The organism is Pseudoalteromonas sp. 0802, assembly GCF_013350085.1.
Taxonomy (GTDB): Bacteria; Pseudomonadota; Gammaproteobacteria; order Enterobacterales; family Alteromonadaceae; genus Pseudoalteromonas.
In genome coordinates, this window is the sequence record NZ_JABVXE010000002.1 from 284,762 (window position 1) to 303,418 (window position 18,657).

13 protein-coding genes are annotated in these 18,657 nt (G+C 42.4%); all 13 read right to left on the reverse strand.

Annotation, left to right across the window (positions count from 1 at the left end):
• Nucleotides 1-28 precede the first annotated feature (28 nt).
• A complete protein-coding gene (asd, locus tag HUS61_RS06110; protein WP_175081526.1) occupies nt 29-1,171 on the reverse strand; it encodes an aspartate-semialdehyde dehydrogenase in 1,143 nt (380 codons plus the stop codon).
• 129 nt (nt 1,172-1,300) lie between these two features.
• Entirely contained in the window at nt 1,301-2,197 is an 897-nt protein-coding gene (gene yegS, locus HUS61_RS06115) for a lipid kinase YegS (protein ID WP_175081527.1), read from the reverse strand.
• Nucleotides 2,198-2,590: 393 nt separating this feature from the next.
• Nucleotides 2,591-5,281 (reverse strand): TonB-dependent receptor domain-containing protein, encoded by a 2,691-nt coding sequence (locus HUS61_RS06120; RefSeq protein ID WP_175081528.1) that lies wholly within the window; start codon nt 5,279-5,281, stop codon nt 2,591-2,593.
• A gap of 65 nt (nt 5,282-5,346) precedes the next feature.
• A complete protein-coding gene (locus tag HUS61_RS06125) occupies nt 5,347-9,447 on the reverse strand; it encodes a hypothetical protein (RefSeq protein WP_175080701.1) in 4,101 nt (1,366 codons plus the stop codon).
• Nucleotides 9,448-9,737: 290 nt separating this feature from the next.
• Nucleotides 9,738-11,045, reverse strand: coding sequence for a lipopolysaccharide assembly protein LapB (locus HUS61_RS06130; protein ID WP_062565604.1), 1,308 nt, complete (start codon nt 11,043-11,045; stop codon nt 9,738-9,740).
• A 17-nt stretch (nt 11,046-11,062) separates the two neighbouring features.
• Nucleotides 11,063-11,668 (reverse strand): energy transducer TonB, encoded by a 606-nt coding sequence (locus HUS61_RS06135; protein ID WP_175081529.1) that lies wholly within the window; start codon nt 11,666-11,668, stop codon nt 11,063-11,065.
• A 12-nt stretch (nt 11,669-11,680) separates the two neighbouring features.
• Nucleotides 11,681-12,094 (reverse strand): biopolymer transporter ExbD, encoded by a 414-nt coding sequence (locus HUS61_RS06140; protein WP_036971869.1) that lies wholly within the window; start codon nt 12,092-12,094, stop codon nt 11,681-11,683.
• Between the two features lie 45 nt (nt 12,095-12,139).
• The gene (locus HUS61_RS06145) at nt 12,140-12,667 is read right to left on the reverse strand and encodes a MotA/TolQ/ExbB proton channel family protein (RefSeq protein WP_054552070.1); all 528 of its coding nucleotides are present in this window, start codon (nt 12,665-12,667) and stop codon (nt 12,140-12,142) included.
• 3 nt (nt 12,668-12,670) lie between these two features.
• On the reverse strand, nt 12,671-14,038 hold the full coding sequence (locus HUS61_RS06150) for a MotA/TolQ/ExbB proton channel family protein (RefSeq protein WP_054552069.1): 1,368 nt from the start codon (nt 14,036-14,038) through the stop codon (nt 12,671-12,673).
• A gap of 10 nt (nt 14,039-14,048) precedes the next feature.
• Nucleotides 14,049-14,801 (reverse strand): DUF3450 domain-containing protein, encoded by a 753-nt coding sequence (locus HUS61_RS06155; RefSeq protein ID WP_054552068.1) that lies wholly within the window; start codon nt 14,799-14,801, stop codon nt 14,049-14,051.
• 176 nt (nt 14,802-14,977) lie between these two features.
• The gene (locus tag HUS61_RS06160) at nt 14,978-15,583 is read right to left on the reverse strand and encodes a DsbA family protein (protein WP_175081530.1); all 606 of its coding nucleotides are present in this window, start codon (nt 15,581-15,583) and stop codon (nt 14,978-14,980) included.
• A complete protein-coding gene (locus HUS61_RS06165) occupies nt 15,584-16,663 on the reverse strand; it encodes a diguanylate cyclase (RefSeq protein WP_258535939.1) in 1,080 nt (359 codons plus the stop codon). It lies immediately after the preceding gene.
• Nucleotides 16,664-16,682: 19 nt separating this feature from the next.
• Nucleotides 16,683-18,572, reverse strand: coding sequence for a methyl-accepting chemotaxis protein (locus tag HUS61_RS06170; protein ID WP_063528100.1), 1,890 nt, complete (start codon nt 18,570-18,572; stop codon nt 16,683-16,685).
• Nucleotides 18,573-18,657 lie beyond the last annotated feature (85 nt).

Consider the following 18,657-nt stretch of genomic DNA (forward strand, 5'->3'; position numbering starts at 1 on the left):
ATGCTAGCCTTAATATTGAGTTGTGTGATTATTGTTGGCCATCAACAATAATGCGTAACATGCGACGAAGTGGCTCAGCTGCACCCCATAACAGTTGATCACCAACCGTAAACGCACTGATATACTCTGGGCCCATCGCTAATTTACGAATACGACCTACCGGAATAGACAGCGTGCCAGTTACTTTTACAGGTGTTAAGTCTGTAGCAGTAATATCACGATCATTTGGGATCACTTTTACCCACTCATTGTGAGAAGCTAGAATTTCTTCAATTTTCTCAACGCTAATGTCTTTGCGCAGCTTAATTGTCATTGCTTGTGAGTGACAACGCATTGCGCCAATGCGAACACATAAGCCATCAACGGGTACTGGTTGCTCGCTGCTACCTAAAATTTTGTTTGCTTCAACTTGCGCTTTCCACTCTTCTTTACTTTGACCGCTTGGCATTGGTACATCAATCCAAGGGATAAGGCTACCAGCTAGAGGCACACCAAACTGGTCTTGTGGTAAATCGCTTGAGGCAATTTTTTCGGTGACTAACTTATCAATCTCAAGAATCGCAGCATTTGGATCTGCAAGCTTGTCTGCCACTGTTTCGTGAATTGCACCCATTTGCGCAATTAACTCTTTCATGTTTCGTGCGCCTGCACCAGAAGCCGCTTGATATGTCATTGGGCTTACCCACTCAATCAAGTCTTGTTCAAATAAGCCGCCTAGGGCTAATAGCATAAGTGATACGGTACAGTTACCGCCCACATAGGTTTTAACACCTTGCTCTAGACCCGCACTGATAACGTCTTTGTTTACTGGGTCTAGCACAATAATACTGTCGTCACTCATACGCAGTGCCGATGCCGCATCAATCCAGTAACCTTGCCAACCTGATTCACGTAATTGCGGGTAAACGGCTTTGGTGTAGTCACCGCCTTGGCAAGTAACAATAATATCCATCTTAGCAAGCTCAGCGATATCATTGGCATCTAAAAGCGGTTTAGCAGGACCAGCAAGATCAGGGCCTAATTGACCGGTTTGTGAGGTGGTGAAAAAAGTCGTGTCGATATTAGAAAAATCATTTTCTTGCTGCATACGTTCTAATAACACAGAGCCAACCATGCCCCGCCAACCGACTAATCCTACTTTTTTCATTGTTTGTTCCACTGTTTGATTCATTCAAATTACCTAAACTGTTAAAAATTAAAGTCCATTGCGTGAGAATTTAATTTTTACAGAGATAATCTAGCATTGCGGCCTTAGCAAAACCAGCGCTAACCGAGTAACATCAAAATTTTTCATCATCGTTTATTTAAGTAATGTACAAGCGTCTGGTAGCACCATGTTTAGCGCGCCAGCATGCACTTCAAAACGCTGTTGTTTTGAGGTGATTGGCTCGCCATCTAAATTTATTGGCATTTCTGTTTGTGTTTGCCATTCAAGCCAAGGCACTTGAAAGCGTTTTACCCACTGTTGTGATGAATTAGGATAGTTACTTAGCTCTTCGATAACCGCTGGTACATCTGAAATTGCAAATGATGTAAACGCCACTAAATCAACCAAGCCATCATTTATGTACGCATGGGGCGCAAGGGGCTGACCACCACCCGCTTGGCGTCCATTACACACGGCAGCGGCAATAATATCGCCCGAAGTTCGTTCACCATCAGGCAGCGTTAACTCGCCACTGTAAGGTACAAAACTTAGTGCTTGTACAAGCCCAGCCAAGGTATACGCGCCACCACCGAGTAAGTTTTTCAGTGCAGGCGGTGTGGTTGCGGTAATTTTTGCCCCAAAGCCAGCACTGGCTACATTCACAAAATAGCGCTTATCAACCTCTACCGTATCAATTGCATGCGGCTGCCCCTGTGCGGCAAGTTTCAGTGCTGGCAAGTACCCATGAGGAATATTAGCGGCTGTAGCAAAATCATTTGCTGTGCCCATAGGTAAAATAGCAAGCTCTAAACGTTGTGACTTTTCCAGTTTCATTAATGCATTAACGGCTTCATTAACAGTGCCATCACCACCAGCTACGACAACACGTTTTACACCCTCTGCCACGGCTTCATTAATAAAGCGCTCAATGTCACCGCCTTCATAAGTAACACGCACCGCAAGTGGCTGACGAGTTCGAAATTGACCGATGGCATCACGAAGCTGCTCATCAGCCGCTTTTTTACCATTTATAATTAACCGTAAGTCCATTTTTAATCCCTGTTTAAACACGTTGAACTACCATAACACGCAATGGTTTAATATACCCAAACTACCTCAAGATGCGAGTTTCAGTTGGAATTAAAAGCGATTTAGGCAAGGCATTGATTGCAAGTAATAGTGGTTCTATTGTTAAAATCAATAACGCAGTATAAATCGCTTTTAAACCAACCCTTTGGGCGCTTCACAGGCACTTACTCTCATCGTTGTTACTTCTTAAAAGGGACTGCCATTCTTGCAAAGTAACGCCTTGATATTAAGCACCTGTGAAACGCTGAATTCTGCATCTTGAGGTGGTTTGGGTATAGAAACAAAAAAGCCCTGCTAGTGCAGGGCTAAATCAACGTTAGGATTTATTATTGTATCCTTCCTTGGGGAGTTTAATTAAAACTCGTAGCTGAAGCCTAAGCTAAACTTAGTGCCTTCTTCTTTCTTCCAAAGCGATAAACCTTCTTGTTCAATTTCTTTATCTTGACCAAGGATGTTTTCAATTTTGAACTTAACTTTTGTGTTGAAGTTCGGGAAGTAAGAATAAACTAAATCAAGCGAATGGAATGGCTTCTCTTCAGCATCTTCATTACCGCGAGTACCCGGTACAATAATACGTGGACCAAACACGTTATATACAAGTGATGTCGAATGGAAACCATCAGCAGAGTCATAACCCATCTGTAAGTTTGCTACCCACTCAGAGTGACCCACTAAACGGCGCTCATCGTTAGTAACAATGTTAGACACTGTATCTGCATCAAGTGCATCTTTTAATTGCTGCTCAAACAACGAATCAACGCCGTCAGAATCATCGATACCTAGTTTCACAGTTGAATCAGATAGCGTAACGTTACCCGACAAGAACACACTCGACCAATCTGCACTGATAAAGCTAAAGTCAGTCAAGAAATCAACTTCAATACCCGTTAACTCACCTGATTCAGCGTTTGCAGTTAATAACTGTGGCGCAGCACCACCTACACCTGCAAGCTCTACCATTTCAATAGGGTTTGTAATGTCTTTGTAGAACAATGCAACTGATAGGTTATTACCCGATGCCATATACCATTCAAAACGGAAGTCAGCATTTTTCAGTTTTGAACTTTGTAGTGTCGGTGAACCACGAACTAGGAACTCTGTTAATGGGTCAACGAAGAACGTTGAACTTACATCACGCATATCAGGGCGAATCGTTGTTTCGCTTAAATTTAAACGAAATTGCATTTCTTCATCCATGATATAAGTCACAGCTAAAGAAGGATAAAAATCGTCTTCTTTAATTGCTACTTCAGCGAGTTCATCCGTTGTTGCATCAAATAAGTTACTATGCGCCTTAAATGGTACTGATACTTGGGCAAAATCTTCCCAACGAACACCACCGGTAATACGCCACGTGTTGTCTAGGAAATAATCAGCCATAAAGTAATATGCATCTAACTTATGGGCTGCACTGTATTTATCGCCGTCTGTTGTTCTGTCATCAAAAATGCCAGAACCCGTTGAACTTGCATAGAAAGCATCATTATTGATGTTGTCGTAAGCAAAAATCTCATCTAAACGTGAACCAAATGAATAATCATCTGAAATACCGCGGTGTGTAATCCCAAATGTAGTATTGTTTGCTATACGGGTTTTCTCTGAGAAATCGCCACCCACTTTTAGCTCAAGCTCATAGCCTTCACCATAAAATGGCATACCCATGTTCCAACCCCAGGTATCAACTTCGTCATGAAGCACTTGGAATTCACGTGTTACGTTAGTTGCTGAAACGTCTTGTAATTGCTCAGAAACAAACACACCATCGTCGTAGTTACGTTGGAAAACAGCGTCTACACCACCTGGTGCATCACGGTTTGCACGGCTTGTACCGGCGTACCAATCAACAAACAAGTTGTTAAAGTCGATAAAGTTGTGTGTACCTTTTAATTGGCTAGAGAACATTTCACGCTCTTCATACACAACATCAACACGGCGAAGATCACGTACACCTTCTTCCGTTTCGTTAGCATCATAGAAATTACGATTACGAACACGGTCACGCATGTCATGCAGGGCAATATTAGTCAGTTCAATTTTATGGTTTGAATTAAACTCATAACCAATATTGAAGGTACCACTCCAACGCACATTTTGTTCAGTCGATGTACCATCGTAATACTGAGCAAAACACTTGTCTTCACACCCTAAGCTGCCGAGGTTTGTACCACTTTTTTCTTGTGCTACTTCCCACTCATTTTCGTAAGAAACCGCAGCTAACACACCAAATGTACCCATTTCACTTTCAAAGCGATCGCCTAGCGAAACTGAAAAGCTCATTTCAGGATCAACGTCTTTTTCAGTTGCTGAAATGTTCCAATCAAGAGCCGACATCAATGCTTGGCGTTCAGCCAGTGTTGTGTTGATATCGCCTTCAAGGCCCGCACCATAAAAGGCATCGATGAACTCACTTGGTAACGCACGAGTACCATCATCACGCCCCATCCAGTCATCATCACCACCTTCATAGAAGTAGCCTGTATCACTGTTATTGGTGTTATAAGAAGTACCAATATCGACTTTAAATAAAAAATCAGTCGGAATTGATTTGGTTCTAATATTTACGTTACCACCACCAAAATGCGCAGGCATATCGGGTGAAAACGATTTTTGAACACTTAAACTTTCAATAATATCTGATGGAAATAAGTCAAGCGGTACAACTGAGCGAGTTGGATCTGGACTTGGTACATACATGCTATTAAGCTGAGTACTCGAATATCGCTCACCTAAACCACGAACATAAATGAACTTGCCATCAACAAGTGTCAAACCTGTTACACGACGAAGTGCCGATGCAGCATCGCCATCACCAGTACGAGAGATTTGCTCTGCACCCATGATATCGGCAACGAAAGCTTGATTTTGACGCTCTTGAAGAACCGCGCCGGCACTCCCTTTTAAACGCTGTCCTACAGCAACCACTTCTTCAATTTCTTGTGCTTCATCCGCTGCATAGGCAGTATTCACTGATAAGCCAACTAATGCTGCAAGCACTGCGTGGTTTATCTTTGAACGCACAAGTTTAGAGGGGGTAAAAGATTTCATTATTATACTCCGAAAACAAAACTAGAAGCTGGCCGGGGTTGCCCCCGACCATGGATTAGAAGGGCTTAGTTAAGACCTACTTTTACCCAACCTGCTGTCCAGTCTGTTTGCGCATCCATTGCACCGATGTAATCTACTTGGTCGAAGAAGCTATTTAGGCTTGAAGCATCGAAACCGCTACCAAGTAGTGCTGATTCAGCACTTGGTTGATAACCGTTGTCGCTTAGACCTAACATTGCTGCGTCCATGATAGAGTTACCTTCTTGGCCTTCGAACCAAGATTGAACATTACCCGTTCCAATTGCTTGGCTTGAGAAGTTGTTATCTGTTGCACATGCAACTACTGAGTGGCTGATAGTAAGTGAACCATCTTCAGCGCGAGGTGCTGAATCTGCGCCAACTCGTAAGCAGTTTTTATAACCTTCGCCACCTGTTACTACTACGTTTTTCAGCATACCTGCAGTACCTGCACGTAAACGGATACCGTTTACACCATCTGCACCGATGATAGTTACGTTAGAGATAGTAGGAGTTGTTAAAGGTGATGCATCTGAATCAAACTCTGAGTTATCAGCTTCAATTGCATTGTCACCTTCAGATGAAGACTGCTTGATTAATACGTATTGTGCATTACCAGTCCAACCGAATGACCAATCTAGCGAGTCATCACCAATGTTTGTTAGTACTAAGTGGCTGATGCTTGCAGTACCACCGAAGAACTCAACACCGTCATCAAGGTTTTCGTGAACGTGGATATAATCAAGTTCAGTTTGGCTACCAACACCTGCAAGTGAAATACCGTTAAGCTCATCACCGTTACCAAGTGTTTTACCAGCTTGTTTTACAACAACATACTTAAGTGTACCTGAGTTATCTTCTGGTTGATTACCACCGAATTGACCAGCATCACCTTCTGCAGCAACACCACAGTTTGCTAGTTCATCAGCCGTTGTTTCACCCACTTGGTCACCACAAGAGTTAGCTGGTGCGTTACCAAGAAGCACTACACCACCCCATTGACCAATGCCTGTTTCAGCACCTGTCATATCTTGGATAGATGTCATAACGATTGGTTGAGTTGCAGTACCTACCGCTTCAATCTTCGAGTCACGACGAACAACTAAGAAGTCATCACCGCTTTCACCGATTAGCGTTGTACCAAATTGAACATAAAGCGTTGCACTATCTGTACGGTCACCACCCACTGCCGTGCGGCCTTTAAGGATCCAGTGAGCATCGTTAGTTAATGTCACGTCAGATGTGAAAACAACATCTTGTGCTAACTGATAAACTGGCTTATCGGTAATTTGTGGGAAGCTTGCAGAAACATCAGTTGCTAAACCTTGCTCCATTGCGTTTGTGATATCAGCAGGGAAGCTAGGGTTAACAGCAACTGTCCAACCTTCCATCCAGTTGTTGTCACCGTCAAATGCACCAATGTAGCTTGTTTTAGTGAAGAATGGGTCAAGGTCTGACGCATCAACACCTGCACCTAATAGCGGCGAGCTTGATTTAGGCGTGAAACCATCTGTAGCAAGGTTTAATGTCGCTGCAGTAAGTGTTTGGTTACCAGTTTGACCTTCGAACCAAGACTGAACATTACCAGAACCGATTGCTTCAGAACCGAAGTTATTGTCTGCACTACATGCTACCACTGAGTTCTCGATAGAAAGCTCACCAGACTCAGCATTTGCTACAGAGTCAGAACCTACACGTAAACAGTTTTTGTAACCTTCTGGGCCTGTCACGACCATGTTACGGATAACACCCGCAGTACCTGCACGAAGACGAACACCGTTTTTACCGTCAGCACCAACAATCGTTACGTTTGAAAGTAGTGGCTTAGTTAATGGTGTAGCGTTTGAATCGAATTCTGAGTTATCAGCTTCGATTGCATTGTCACCTTCAACAGATGATTGTTGGATATAAACGTTCTGTGCGCGACCTGTCCAACCAAATGACCAGTCAAACGCGTCATCACCAATATCAGTTAGTACAACGTTACGAACGTTGACAGTACCACCGAAGAACTCGATACCATCGTCAAGGTTTTGGTGAACCTGGATGTATTCCACTTTTGTTTGAGAACCAACACCCGCGAATGAAATACCATTTAGCTCATCGCCATTACCCAGTGTTTTACCTGCGTGTTTAACAACAACATAACGAACAACGCCCGAGTTGTCTTCTGCATCATCACCACCGAATTGACCTGCATCACCTTCAGCTGCAACACCACAGTTTGCTAGCTCTTCAGGTGTTGTTTCACCTTGTTGGTCACCACATGAGTTAGCCGGTGCATTACCAAGTAATACTAAACCACCCCATTGACCGATGCCTGTCTCTGCACCTGTCATATCTTGGATAGATGTCATAGTGATTGGTGCTGTTGCATTACCATTTGCGTTAATTTGTGAGCCACGACGAACAACTAAGAAGTCATCACCTGTTTCACCAATTAATGTAGTACCCGCTTGAACATATAATGTTGCGCTATCAGTACGGTCACCACCTACTGCTGTACGACCATTTAAGATCCAGTGAGCGTCATTTGTTAATGTTACATCTGCAGTGAAGGTTGTATCTTCAGCTAAGCGATACACTGGTTTGTCAGTAATTTGTGGGAATTCAGATGAAACGTCTGTCGCAAGACCTTGCGCCATTGCATTTTCGATATCAGTTGGGAAACCGCCATTGATAGCAACAGTCCAACCTTCCATCCAGTTATTTGTTGCGCTAAACGCACCGATTTGACCATTCGCTAATAATGGTGAACCTGCTAAAGGCATATAACCATTATCATCTAGCATTAAATCTGCTGGTGTAAGAGTTTGGTTACCGTCTTGGCCTTCAAACCATGCTTGTACAGTACCACCATTAATTGTTTCGCTACCGAAGTTATTAGCAGCTGTTTGACAAGCAACAATTGAGTTAGTGATAGTTAGAGAGCCATCTTCTGCACGAGGCACTGAATCAGAACCGACACGTAAACAGTTTTCATACGTTGCAGGGCCTGTAACGAAAACGTTTTTCAGCATACCTGCAGTACCTGCACGTAGGCGAATACCATTGTTACCTTCAGCACCCACGATTGTTACGTTTTCAATTGTAGGGTTAGTCAGTGGTGTAGCGTCTGAATCAAACTCTGAGTTATCCGCTTCAATCGCGTTGTCACCTAAGTTCGCAGCTTGTTGAATGTATACGTTTTTCGCCGTACCAGTCCAACCAAATGACCAATCTAGTGAGTCATCACCAATGCTTGTAAGTACCACGTTACTTACGTTTACTGTACCACCAAAGAACTCGATACCATCATCTAAGTTTTCGTGTACTTGAATGTAATCAACAGTCGTTGCAGAACCAACACCAGCAAATGAAATACCGTTTAATTCGTCACCATTACCCAGTGTTTTACCTGCATGTTTAACAACTAAGTATTTCAATGTACCAGAGTTATCATCTGCAACGTTACCACCAAATTGACCTGCATCACCTTCTGCAGCAACACCACAGTTTGCAAGTTCGTCTGCAGTTGCTTCGCCTTCTTGGTCACCACAAGAGTTTGCAGGTGCATTACCAAGCAGAACTAAACCACCCCACTGACCGATAGACGTTTCAACATTAGTTACATCTTGAATCGAAGTCATCGTGATTGGCTGGCTTACAGTACCTACTGATTCGATTTGTGAACCACGACGAACAACCAAGAAGTCGTCACCCGATTCACCAATTAATGTAGTACCTTGTTGGATATATAAAACAGCGTTATCAGCACGGTCATTACCTACAGCTGTACGACCATTTAAAATCCAGTGAGCATCGTTTGTTAGTGTTACATCAGCTGTGAATGTAGTGTCTGCTGATAAACGGTAAACTGGTTTATCTGTAATCGTTGGGAATTCTGAAGAAACATCTGTTGCTAAACCTTGTGTTAAAGCATTTTCGATGTCAGTTGGGAAACCAGTTGTTGCGTTTTGAGAATCATCACGACCTGATTGGTCGCCGCCGTTATCACCATTGTCACCACCATTATCGATGATGTTTGTGACGTTATCGCCTTCGTTGACAGTGGTGTCGCCTTCTTTAACGACTAAATCACCACCACAACCAGCTAAAGAAACTGCTGCAGCTACCAAACTAACTTTGAATAAGTCAGATAATTTCATTGTTCACTCCGTTAAGATAGATATTTAATTATTGTGTTAGCGCATAAACTCAAGTCACCAAAAAGCACTGGCACTTAATGCTTTTGGGTCACTTGAGTTTTAAACTGCGACTACCTTACGGGAGCTGTATGACAAACTAGTTACACTTTAATAAACATAAAATGACAATATTAATTATATAAAAAAGAGTGAGTTAGTTAACTTTAGGAACGGAAAAAAGCCGCCCGAAGGCAGCTTTGGTGTTGCGATTATAAATTAGTTCTTTTGTACGCTTACCTGTTGAATACGATTTAGAGTAAAGCGGTACGTAATGTTTCGGCGTGCACTTTTTCACGCTTCACATACTTGATCCATTGCTCAGCTAAACGCTGCGACTTTTTGTGTTTTTCCGCTTGTTCAAACGCTAAAATCGAGGCATCAAAGTTTTGTAAATTGTATTGCGCCATACCTAAGGCAACATATACATTTGATTCAAACTCTAAGCCGCCTTTATCTAGGGCTTTACGTGCTGCATCCGCTGCTTCTTCGTATTTTTCAAGGTTAATGCTTACCTCTGCAATACGTTGTTCGTACTGACCATGCGTTACTAAATCAGCGGCTTTTGCAAAGTAAGCAAGTGACTTTTCAGCTTCTTTTGCTTGTACCATTGCTTCTGCAACAAAGGCATAGTTTTTCGCTGATTTTTCAGCGACACCGTCTTGCATAGCTTTACTCATCACGTTCGCCGCTTTAAAAGCCAGGCCGTTGTATAAATACACTTGTGATAATTGACGTAAATCTGATTTAGATTTCATGAAACCTTGTTGGTATGCCGCTTCTAAAATCGCTAATTGCTTTTTCTCTGCGCCCGTTTCACCGTACATGCCGCCTAACTGAACCCAGTACTCTGGCTTGTTGTAAAGCTTAACTAAACGCTCAAGTACCTCGACCACTTTGTCAGACTGATTAAGTGAGTAGTACATTGCACGTTGTAAGATTAACCAGTTTTCTTTCGGCATCTCACCTTTGCTGTCGGCTTCTGCAATAGCTAAGTTAATGTTCTCAATGCCTTTTTGGTAATCTTTAAGCTGATAATACGCTTGAGATTTCAATACATAATAAGCATCTGTTTTAGGCTTGTCGTTAATCACATCCCACTGTGCTAAATATTTGATTACCTTTTCGTAATCGCTATTAGCCATGGCAAGTTGCGCTAAGCTAAAAGTGGTGCTTACACGTAATGTTTCAGGAATCGCATCTTCGTTTACTACTTTTTCAAACGACGCAATTGCTTTATCAAGGTCGTTTTCGTTGTAGTAAATAAAACCATAGAAATTATGCATCATGGCAATTTCATACGAGTTCATGCTCGAAGAGCGCTCTTGAATACTATCAAGAGCTTCTAGCCCTGCTTTTGCATCACCATCATCAGCCAGCTTTTGTGCTCGTGCTAATTGGCTATACACTTTTTCGCGCAGTGCAGGTACTCGTTTAGTTTTTTGTTCTTGTGCGTAAGCCGTTGCCAGTGTGACACCTGGTAACATGCTAACAACGCTTGGGACTACAAGGCTGCTTGTGAAAGCAGCCGCGCAAATCACGGCAACTTTTAAAGGTTTCATAATCGCATTCCTCTTTTCTAACCGTTAATTTGGAAAGAAATTTTGTTCTGTACGCCCGCTACTTCAACAGCTTCACCGTTAACAACGCGCGGTTTATATTTAAATTTAAGTGCTGCATCCATCGCAGCGCGGTCAAACAATGACTCTGGTTCAGCTTTAATAACTTTCGGGTTACGTACTGTGCCTTGCTTGGTTACTGTAAACTCAACAATCACATAGCCTTCGATCCCACGCGATAAAGCTCGGCGCGGATAAACAGGCGCTACTTTTACAATCGGTAAGTATTCACCGTCGCTTGATTCAAGGGCTAAGCCGCCAGCTAAGTTAACGTCGGCTTCAACACTGGCACCAAAGTCAAAATTGGCATTGCTCGCGTTAGGATCACTGTTTTGCATTTGAGGTGATTCCATTGGCGGAGGTGGCTCTTTTGGCGTTGGTGGCTTTTGCGGTTTACGTTCTTTCTTTTGCACTGTCTCTTCTTTTTTCAGACGAACAAAATCAAGTACGTTTCCTTTTACGGGCTCAGACATGGCCCCTTCACCACCGGTGATCAGTGCCTGCATGCCTAAAAACAGCATAACAGTCACGATACCAGCGATGATTAATGCAACTATATAACGCATCGCTCACATTCCTTATGATGCTTCTTGCGCAGCAATCGACACATCAAATGCGCCTGCAGCACGCGATGCATCCATTACTTTAATAAGTACATCGGTTGTGGCTTTCTTATCAGCTTGAATAACCACACTACCTTGTGGATTTTCAGCTTTTAAGCGCTCGATATTTGCTTGTACTGCACGAACATCTACTTGGCGTTTGTTGATCCAAATCTCACCTTTGTCAGAAATAGCAACTAAGATGTTGGCACGCTCTTTTTTCACTGCCGTTGCTGCTTCTGGGCGGTTTACATCAATACCGGCTTCTTTTACGAATGATGCTGTTACGATAAAGAAGATAAGCATGATGAAAACAACGTCTAGCATTGGCGTCATGTTGATTTCTTCAGCGTCGTCTTCTTGAAATAAGTTACCTAGTGGCGCTCTCATTGTTAGTCTCCTCGTGGGTGATACTCACATCACCCTAAAATTCGTTTAGTGGTCTAAGACCATGTTGTCTTCAAGTAATTGCACTTCGCGTTTTGCACGACGTTGTAAGAACGTTGATGCGAAAACCCCTGAAAGTGCACCCACCATGCCGGCCATTGTTGGGATAGTGGCTTTAGACACCCCTGATGCCATCGAACGTGCACTGCCTGTGCCTGTAATTGCCATTACATCAAATACTTCGATCATGCCGGTTACGGTACCTAACAGACCTAAAAGTGGACATAACGCAACCATTACGTTGATTAGCGCAAGGTTATTATTTAGTTGCATGCCAGCGCGTGAAATCATCGCTTGGCGAATTTGCTCTGCGTTCCAGCTGTTACGCTCTGCTCTATTGCTCCAAGTGCTTTTTACGTCTTTCTTGTAGCGTTTAAAGCCACCAAAGAAATACATAAAACGCTCAAGTATCAATAACCACATCGCGAAGATGAGGACCCCGATGACCAAGAGAACTTGGCCACCTGTGTCGAGGAAATCACGTAGAGCATTGATTGCATCAATCAATAGCACCATGATTTATGCTCCTTTCTCGCTTCGCTCTGCGATGATACCTGCGCTTTGCTCTTGTAAAATCAACAGCATATTTTTAGAACGCGTGTTAAGAAGTGTGTATAAGAATACTGTTGGGATAGCCACAACCAGACCAAGTACCGTTGTTACAAGTGCCTGAGAAATACCACCCGCCATTAGTTTAGGGTCACCTGTACCGAACAAGGTAATTGCTTGGAAGGTGTTAATCATACCGGTTACCGTACCTAGTAGACCAAGTAGTGGTGCTACTACAGAGATAATCTTAATTAGTGTCAGGTTACGAGTAATTTTTGGCATTTCACGAATGATAGCTTCACTTAATTTAAGCTCAAGCGTGTCGTACGCTACATCTGGGTACTGGTCTTTCACTTTCATTACGCGACCAAGTGGGTTGTCATCACGTGCCACTGTGTCTTTAAGCTGACGACGGATTTTGCTACCCATAATCATCAGAGATACAAAACGCTCAAGTGCAATTAGTAAAGCGATTAAGCCAACACCTAAGATGATGTAACCAACCGTACCACCTTGGTGAACTTGCTCTTCAGTGTCTGGTGCTTGTACTAAAAGACCTAAGATTGAACCACCTGTAGGGTCAAGTGCGAACGGCACAACACCTGAATTTGCTTGCTGTAAATCAGCTGCAGTTGCTGTGTAACGGCTGCTTGGCTGACGCGTAAGCTGGCTGATTGTATTTGTAGCCGGTGTGTACTCAAGGTATTTACCATCTGCGATTAAGTTAAATGCACCAACACGCACCACTTCTTTTTGTGCTTTGCTGCCACCTTCAACGATTACATCTGTTGTAAAGCGAGATACTTTACCTTGCTCAGTCATTTCGCGTTGTAATTCAAACCATACTTTTTCGATATCATCGATAGAAGCAAGCTTTGACGTTGAACCCATTTTTTGTGCTAGCTCATCCATGAAGTTACTACGACCAGGAAGCTCTGCAGAAACAACTGACGTCATGAATTTATTGCTTGAATCGCCCGCTACTTGTTGTAACACACCGAATAGCTCTTTAAGTGAACCCATACGGTTTGAAAGTGTGTCTGTTAAGTTAGCAAGCTTTACTTCGTTTTCTTCAAACTGAGTTTCTAAACGCTCTGATTCGTTTAGCATTGCTGTACGTTTTGCTTGTGTATCTTTAAGCATTTGTACTTGCTCGTTTTGACGCGCCATGAACTCTTGTTCACGTTGTTTATTTTCAGCGCTTTGCTGTGCTTTACCTTGCTCTAATGTTTTTAGTAATGAGTCTAAATCCATTGGCTCAGCCGCTAGGCTGCTACCAGCAAAACCAAGGCCAGCTGCAAACACGGCCATTTTTGTCATTTTCGTTAATAATTTCATCTCAAACCTCTTATTCAGCAGCGTGGACTGGCAGTGTTAACATATCTGGGGCAAGTTGCTTACGTGCAATGCGTAAACCTTTGTTGATTTGGCTGATTGCAGAATCTGGTAATTCAACAAACGATTTTGTTTCTTTATCCCAGCTACCTGCTTTTTTGCCGTCGCGTGTTAAATAAATAAGTTCTAAACGACCGATGCGTAAGAAATCTACTTCGCGCTCTTGGCCATCTACATTCAGTAATGATGTGTACGCTTCGATAGTGCGACCGTAATCTACTTCTACTTGATAAGCTTCAAGTAAGCGGCGGAATTTTTCACTTGAAGTGATGTCTGCGCGGTCCATCATTTCTTTTAATGATGCAATACGCTTGCTACGTTCTTCAGTTAAGAAAGGCACGTCTAGTGCAACAAATTGCTCAAGACCTGTGATCATACGCATCATTAAAGGCGTAATTTGACGCTCAATAACTGATACCTGATCCATTGACTCGTTTAACGCGTCCATTTCTGCAATTTGGTTGTTTAATTGCTTAGTAAGTTGCGCGTTATAAACAGTTAAGCCGTCAATTTCTTTATTAAGGGCTTTGAATTGTTGTAAACGACCTTGCATTGAATCTGCAATCTTGTCGATTTTAGTTTGTGATTGCGCTGCAGATTTGTTTATCTCGCTGCTTTTATCAATTACTTTATCTAGATCGTTTGCATGTACTGCTGCAGATGCCGCTACAATACCTGCTAAAATCAGTGGTTTAACGCCTTTCATCGCATACACCTTTACTCGTTAAGTTAGCTTAATTTGCTAGTTGGGTTGTTTTATTGTGCGAAAGGATAACGATGAAAAATGACAAGCATGTTGCGCAAAAAATACAAAAATATGACAGCTGTAACAATTAGTTTATATTGCGCAAAGATAAGGCAAAAGTTGCAGGGTTTCGGGAACTAAATATGGGATAGGATTTGCTGATAAGTGCTTTGCCAGTCTAGGTAATTAACAGGGACAGCAGCGTAGAGGCCTTTATTTTCAAGGACTAAAGAAGGAAAACCTTGAATAGGTAAACTTCTCGCCTGGTTTATTTCGGCCAAAAGTAACGAATTTATTCTTTCACTTTCAATTTCGTTAATAAATGCATTTTTTTCTAACCCTATTTGCTCAGCAAGGCTTGCAAGGGTGCTGATGTCAGATGGATTTTGTGCATCTAAGTAGTAGGCTTTTTGAATGGCGAGTAGCATCTCGTGCTCTTTATTGTGCTGCCTTGCAACAAGCACTGCACGGCATGCAGGGTAAGTAGAGCGGCGTGGTTGCGCGGTATGCCAAAACTCATGATTGAATGGCGTGCCAAGTTGCTGTTCAATACGTTGCCATGTTTGCTGTAAAAACTGCTGCATCTCTTTAGGCATTGGCTCATCTGAATCAGGCGCAAGGCCACCTACTTTATATTCAATAGCAAGTTTATCACCAAGGGCAGCTTTTAGTTTTAACCAGGTTTCTCTGTAGCCCCAACACCAACTACACATTGGGTCATATACATAAATTAGCTTTGCCATTTAGCTTATCTCAGTTAAATCAGAGACCACTACATTACGCCCTTTAGCTTTGGCTTTATAGAGGTTGTCGTCAGCTTGTTTAATCGCTTTACTAAATTGGCTACCACGTTCTAGGCTGGCAATACCGATACTACAGGTAATAGTCACAGACTGCCCCACATCATAAGGGATCTGTTTTTCGGCGACATAACTACGCAGTTTTTCAGCCACAGCATGGGCAATGTTAAGCCCAGCTTTTGGCAGCAAAATAATAAACTCTTCACCGCCATAACGGGCTTTTATATCTGTACCACGTAATTTATCGTGCAGCATAGAGGTAAAGGCTATTAATGCCTGATCGCCAAAGTCATGACCATAAGTATCGTTAAGTGATTTAAAGTTATCTAAATCAATTAATAATACCGACATAGGTAAATAATTAGCCGCTTCAGCTTCAAGGCGCGGCTGAATATGCTCATAAATGTAACGACGATTGGCAAGGCCTGTTAGTGGGTCTGTTAATGCATCGCGTTTTTCTATTAAGGTAATATCAGCAATTTTTTGATGGCTTTTTTGTCTAAAGTATTCACTGATCCCAGAAAACAAAATCACCATAGTGAAAGAGGCTAAAAAGCGTGAAGTTTCAACTTGCCCGTAATGCGCTTGGCCAAAGTTGGGGCTAAACAGCAGTGCAACTGCACTAGCATACATAATCCCAACCAACACACTGCCCACTTTTAACCCTAAGGTGACATAAGCCACAATAGGGTAAAACATAAGCCAATATAAAGCGGTGTTTTCTTTGCCGCCGGTGTATACCAAGGCTACACAGAGCAGCAAAATGATCGATAAAATAATGCAGCTTACAGAGACTAAAGCACCAGTGCGAAAGTAATAGAGCATACACAGCACAATAGTGACATCGCTCACCACTAACATAATAGTGAGCGGTAAGGCGTAAATTTGATAGTTAGATAACACTAACGAAGTGATTAATACGATGGCAAAAAAAGCCATGGCAAATAACGTGAAGGCACGACGCTGTTTATCCGCCGTGTCGACACTGTTTAACGTAATGGCATTAAGCCAATTTTGATCCAAAATTGCAGTCTCTTAACAACTAAACTTTAAATTTAAGTACCAATTGTTCAAGCTCATAGAACTGGGCTTTCAATTTAGTGCACTCATTCAAGGTGTTATTAAGATTACTTTGACCTTGATTTGAAAGCTCACTAATTGAGTGTATGTCACTGTCTAAACTTTGAATCACTTGATTTTGCTCAGTCGTGGCATTGGCAACACTGTGGTTCACCTCATCAATTGACTCAATGGCACGGGTTACCTCTGCCATTTTATCGCCAGCTACATGAGCTTGCTCAACACTCTTTTCACTGTCGCGAATACTGGCCGTCATAACTTCAACGGCAGACGCAGAACCTTGTTGTAACTGAGAAATAGTGTCTTCGATTTCTTGTGTTGATTGTTGTGTACGGTGCGCAAGTTGGCGTACCTCGTCGGCTACAACCGCAAAACCACGACCTGCTTCACCTGCACGGGCCGCCTCTATCGCCGCATTAAGTGCGAGCAAGTTAGTTTGCTCACTCACACCTTTGATCACTTCAAGCACTTGGCCGATGCTTACAGTGTGTGCATCTAAACTATTAATGGTTTTTTGCGCCTGCTCCATATTACGAGATAAAGCATTAATAGCTGATAAGTTGTCAGCTAATGCAGATTGGCTTTGTAATGATTGGCTGTTAGCACTGGTTGCTAATGTTGACGCATTACTTGCACTATTTGAGATTTCTACCGCACTCGATGTCAGTTCATTGATTGCAGTTGCCACGTTATCAGTACGTTTTGTTTGGTCAGCATACATGTCGAGCGTGCCTTGAGTTTGATTAACTAAACTCTCAACTAAGCGTTCAAGCTCAACGGTGGTATTTTTAACTTGCTCAATTGATGTATGAATTTTCTCGATGAACGCATTAAAGTAATGGCTTAGCTCACCAAACTCGTCATTATTTTCAACCTCAAGTCGGCGGGTTAAATCCCCCTCACCTTGCGCAATATCTTTAATTGCATCGTTTAAGCGTTGCATTGGGCGCATTAAATAGCGAAGTAAAAACTGCATCATTAATACAATCGCAACTATACCCAATAGCATGTAAATAGCCGCCATATTTCTAAATGAGGCAACTGATGAGTAAGCAATTTCTTCGTTGATCACCACACCTAAATACCAATCAACGTTTTGAATTCCTTTGATTTTGGTAAACGATACTAATTTGTCTAAACCACCTACCTGTACTTCAACAAACTCAGATTGTAACGACAAGCTTTTACCGAATAAGTCACTCATGTTTTTGTCGTTAAATTTAGTTTCTGGGTGGCTTAAAATGCGGCCTTCACTATCTAGCAAAAAGCCATAACCGAACCCTAAAAAGTCAATTTCGTTGACGATTTTAGTAATGGTTTTCATGTCGATGTCGGCACCTGCAACCCCACTAAACACACCGTTAGCTTGCATAGGCGCTACAGCTGAAATAGTCAGTTCATTGGTGGTTACGTCAATATAAGGGGCAGTAAAGGCAGTGTTTGTTTTGTTTTCAACAAGCTTGTACCACGGACGTGTTGTTGCATCGTAGTCTGGCGGTAAGACAACAGATTGGTCGTTTAATACAAAGGTGCCATCCGTGATACCGATGTAGGTATTTTTAAAACTCCCCGCTTTGTCGGCTGTGTTCAGCTGCGTAAGCGTAAGCTCTTTGCTATCACCAAGTTGATAGGTATCAGCAACTGACGAAACAATGGCTAATTTAGCATTTAACCAGTTAGCTATGTTTTGCGACACTGACTGAGAAATCTCTTGAAGAACAAGCGAAAGCTGCTCCTGCGTTTGGCTGCGCATAGAGATGAAGTTATTAATGGTGAATAAACCGAGCACTATCACTAAAACCAGTGATGCAGCCACAGTTACCTTGGTGGTAAATTTAAGAGTGCTTTGCATGACAAACCTGTTTGTTATTTTTTTCGTTGTTAGCCTCTTTATATTTAACAAATTTAAAGCTCTTTGTCTTATAAAATTAAGCTAA

Excerpts from the sequence above, each read along its gene's own strand:
- asd (WP_175081526.1), bottom strand. The coding sequence starts at position 1,171 with ATGAATCAAACAGTGGAACAAACAATGAAAAAAGTAGGATTAGTCGGT.
- yegS (WP_175081527.1), bottom strand. The coding sequence starts at position 2,197 with ATGGACTTACGGTTAATTATAAATGGTAAAAAAGCGGCTGATGAGCAG.
- HUS61_RS06120 (WP_175081528.1), bottom strand. The coding sequence starts at position 5,281 with ATGAAATCTTTTACCCCCTCTAAACTTGTGCGTTCAAAGATAAACCAC.
- HUS61_RS06125 (WP_175080701.1), bottom strand. The coding sequence starts at position 9,447 with ATGAAATTATCTGACTTATTCAAAGTTAGTTTGGTAGCTGCAGCAGTT.
- HUS61_RS06130 (WP_062565604.1), bottom strand. The coding sequence starts at position 11,045 with ATGAAACCTTTAAAAGTTGCCGTGATTTGCGCGGCTGCTTTCACAAGC.
- HUS61_RS06135 (WP_175081529.1), bottom strand. The coding sequence starts at position 11,668 with ATGCGTTATATAGTTGCATTAATCATCGCTGGTATCGTGACTGTTATG.
- HUS61_RS06140 (WP_036971869.1), bottom strand. The coding sequence starts at position 12,094 with ATGAGAGCGCCACTAGGTAACTTATTTCAAGAAGACGACGCTGAAGAA.
- HUS61_RS06145 (WP_054552070.1), bottom strand. The coding sequence starts at position 12,667 with ATGGTGCTATTGATTGATGCAATCAATGCTCTACGTGATTTCCTCGAC.
- HUS61_RS06150 (WP_054552069.1), bottom strand. The coding sequence starts at position 14,038 with ATGAAATTATTAACGAAAATGACAAAAATGGCCGTGTTTGCAGCTGGC.
- HUS61_RS06155 (WP_054552068.1), bottom strand. The coding sequence starts at position 14,801 with ATGAAAGGCGTTAAACCACTGATTTTAGCAGGTATTGTAGCGGCATCT.
- HUS61_RS06160 (WP_175081530.1), bottom strand. The coding sequence starts at position 15,583 with ATGGCAAAGCTAATTTATGTATATGACCCAATGTGTAGTTGGTGTTGG.
- HUS61_RS06170 (WP_063528100.1), bottom strand. The coding sequence starts at position 18,572 with ATGCAAAGCACTCTTAAATTTACCACCAAGGTAACTGTGGCTGCATCA.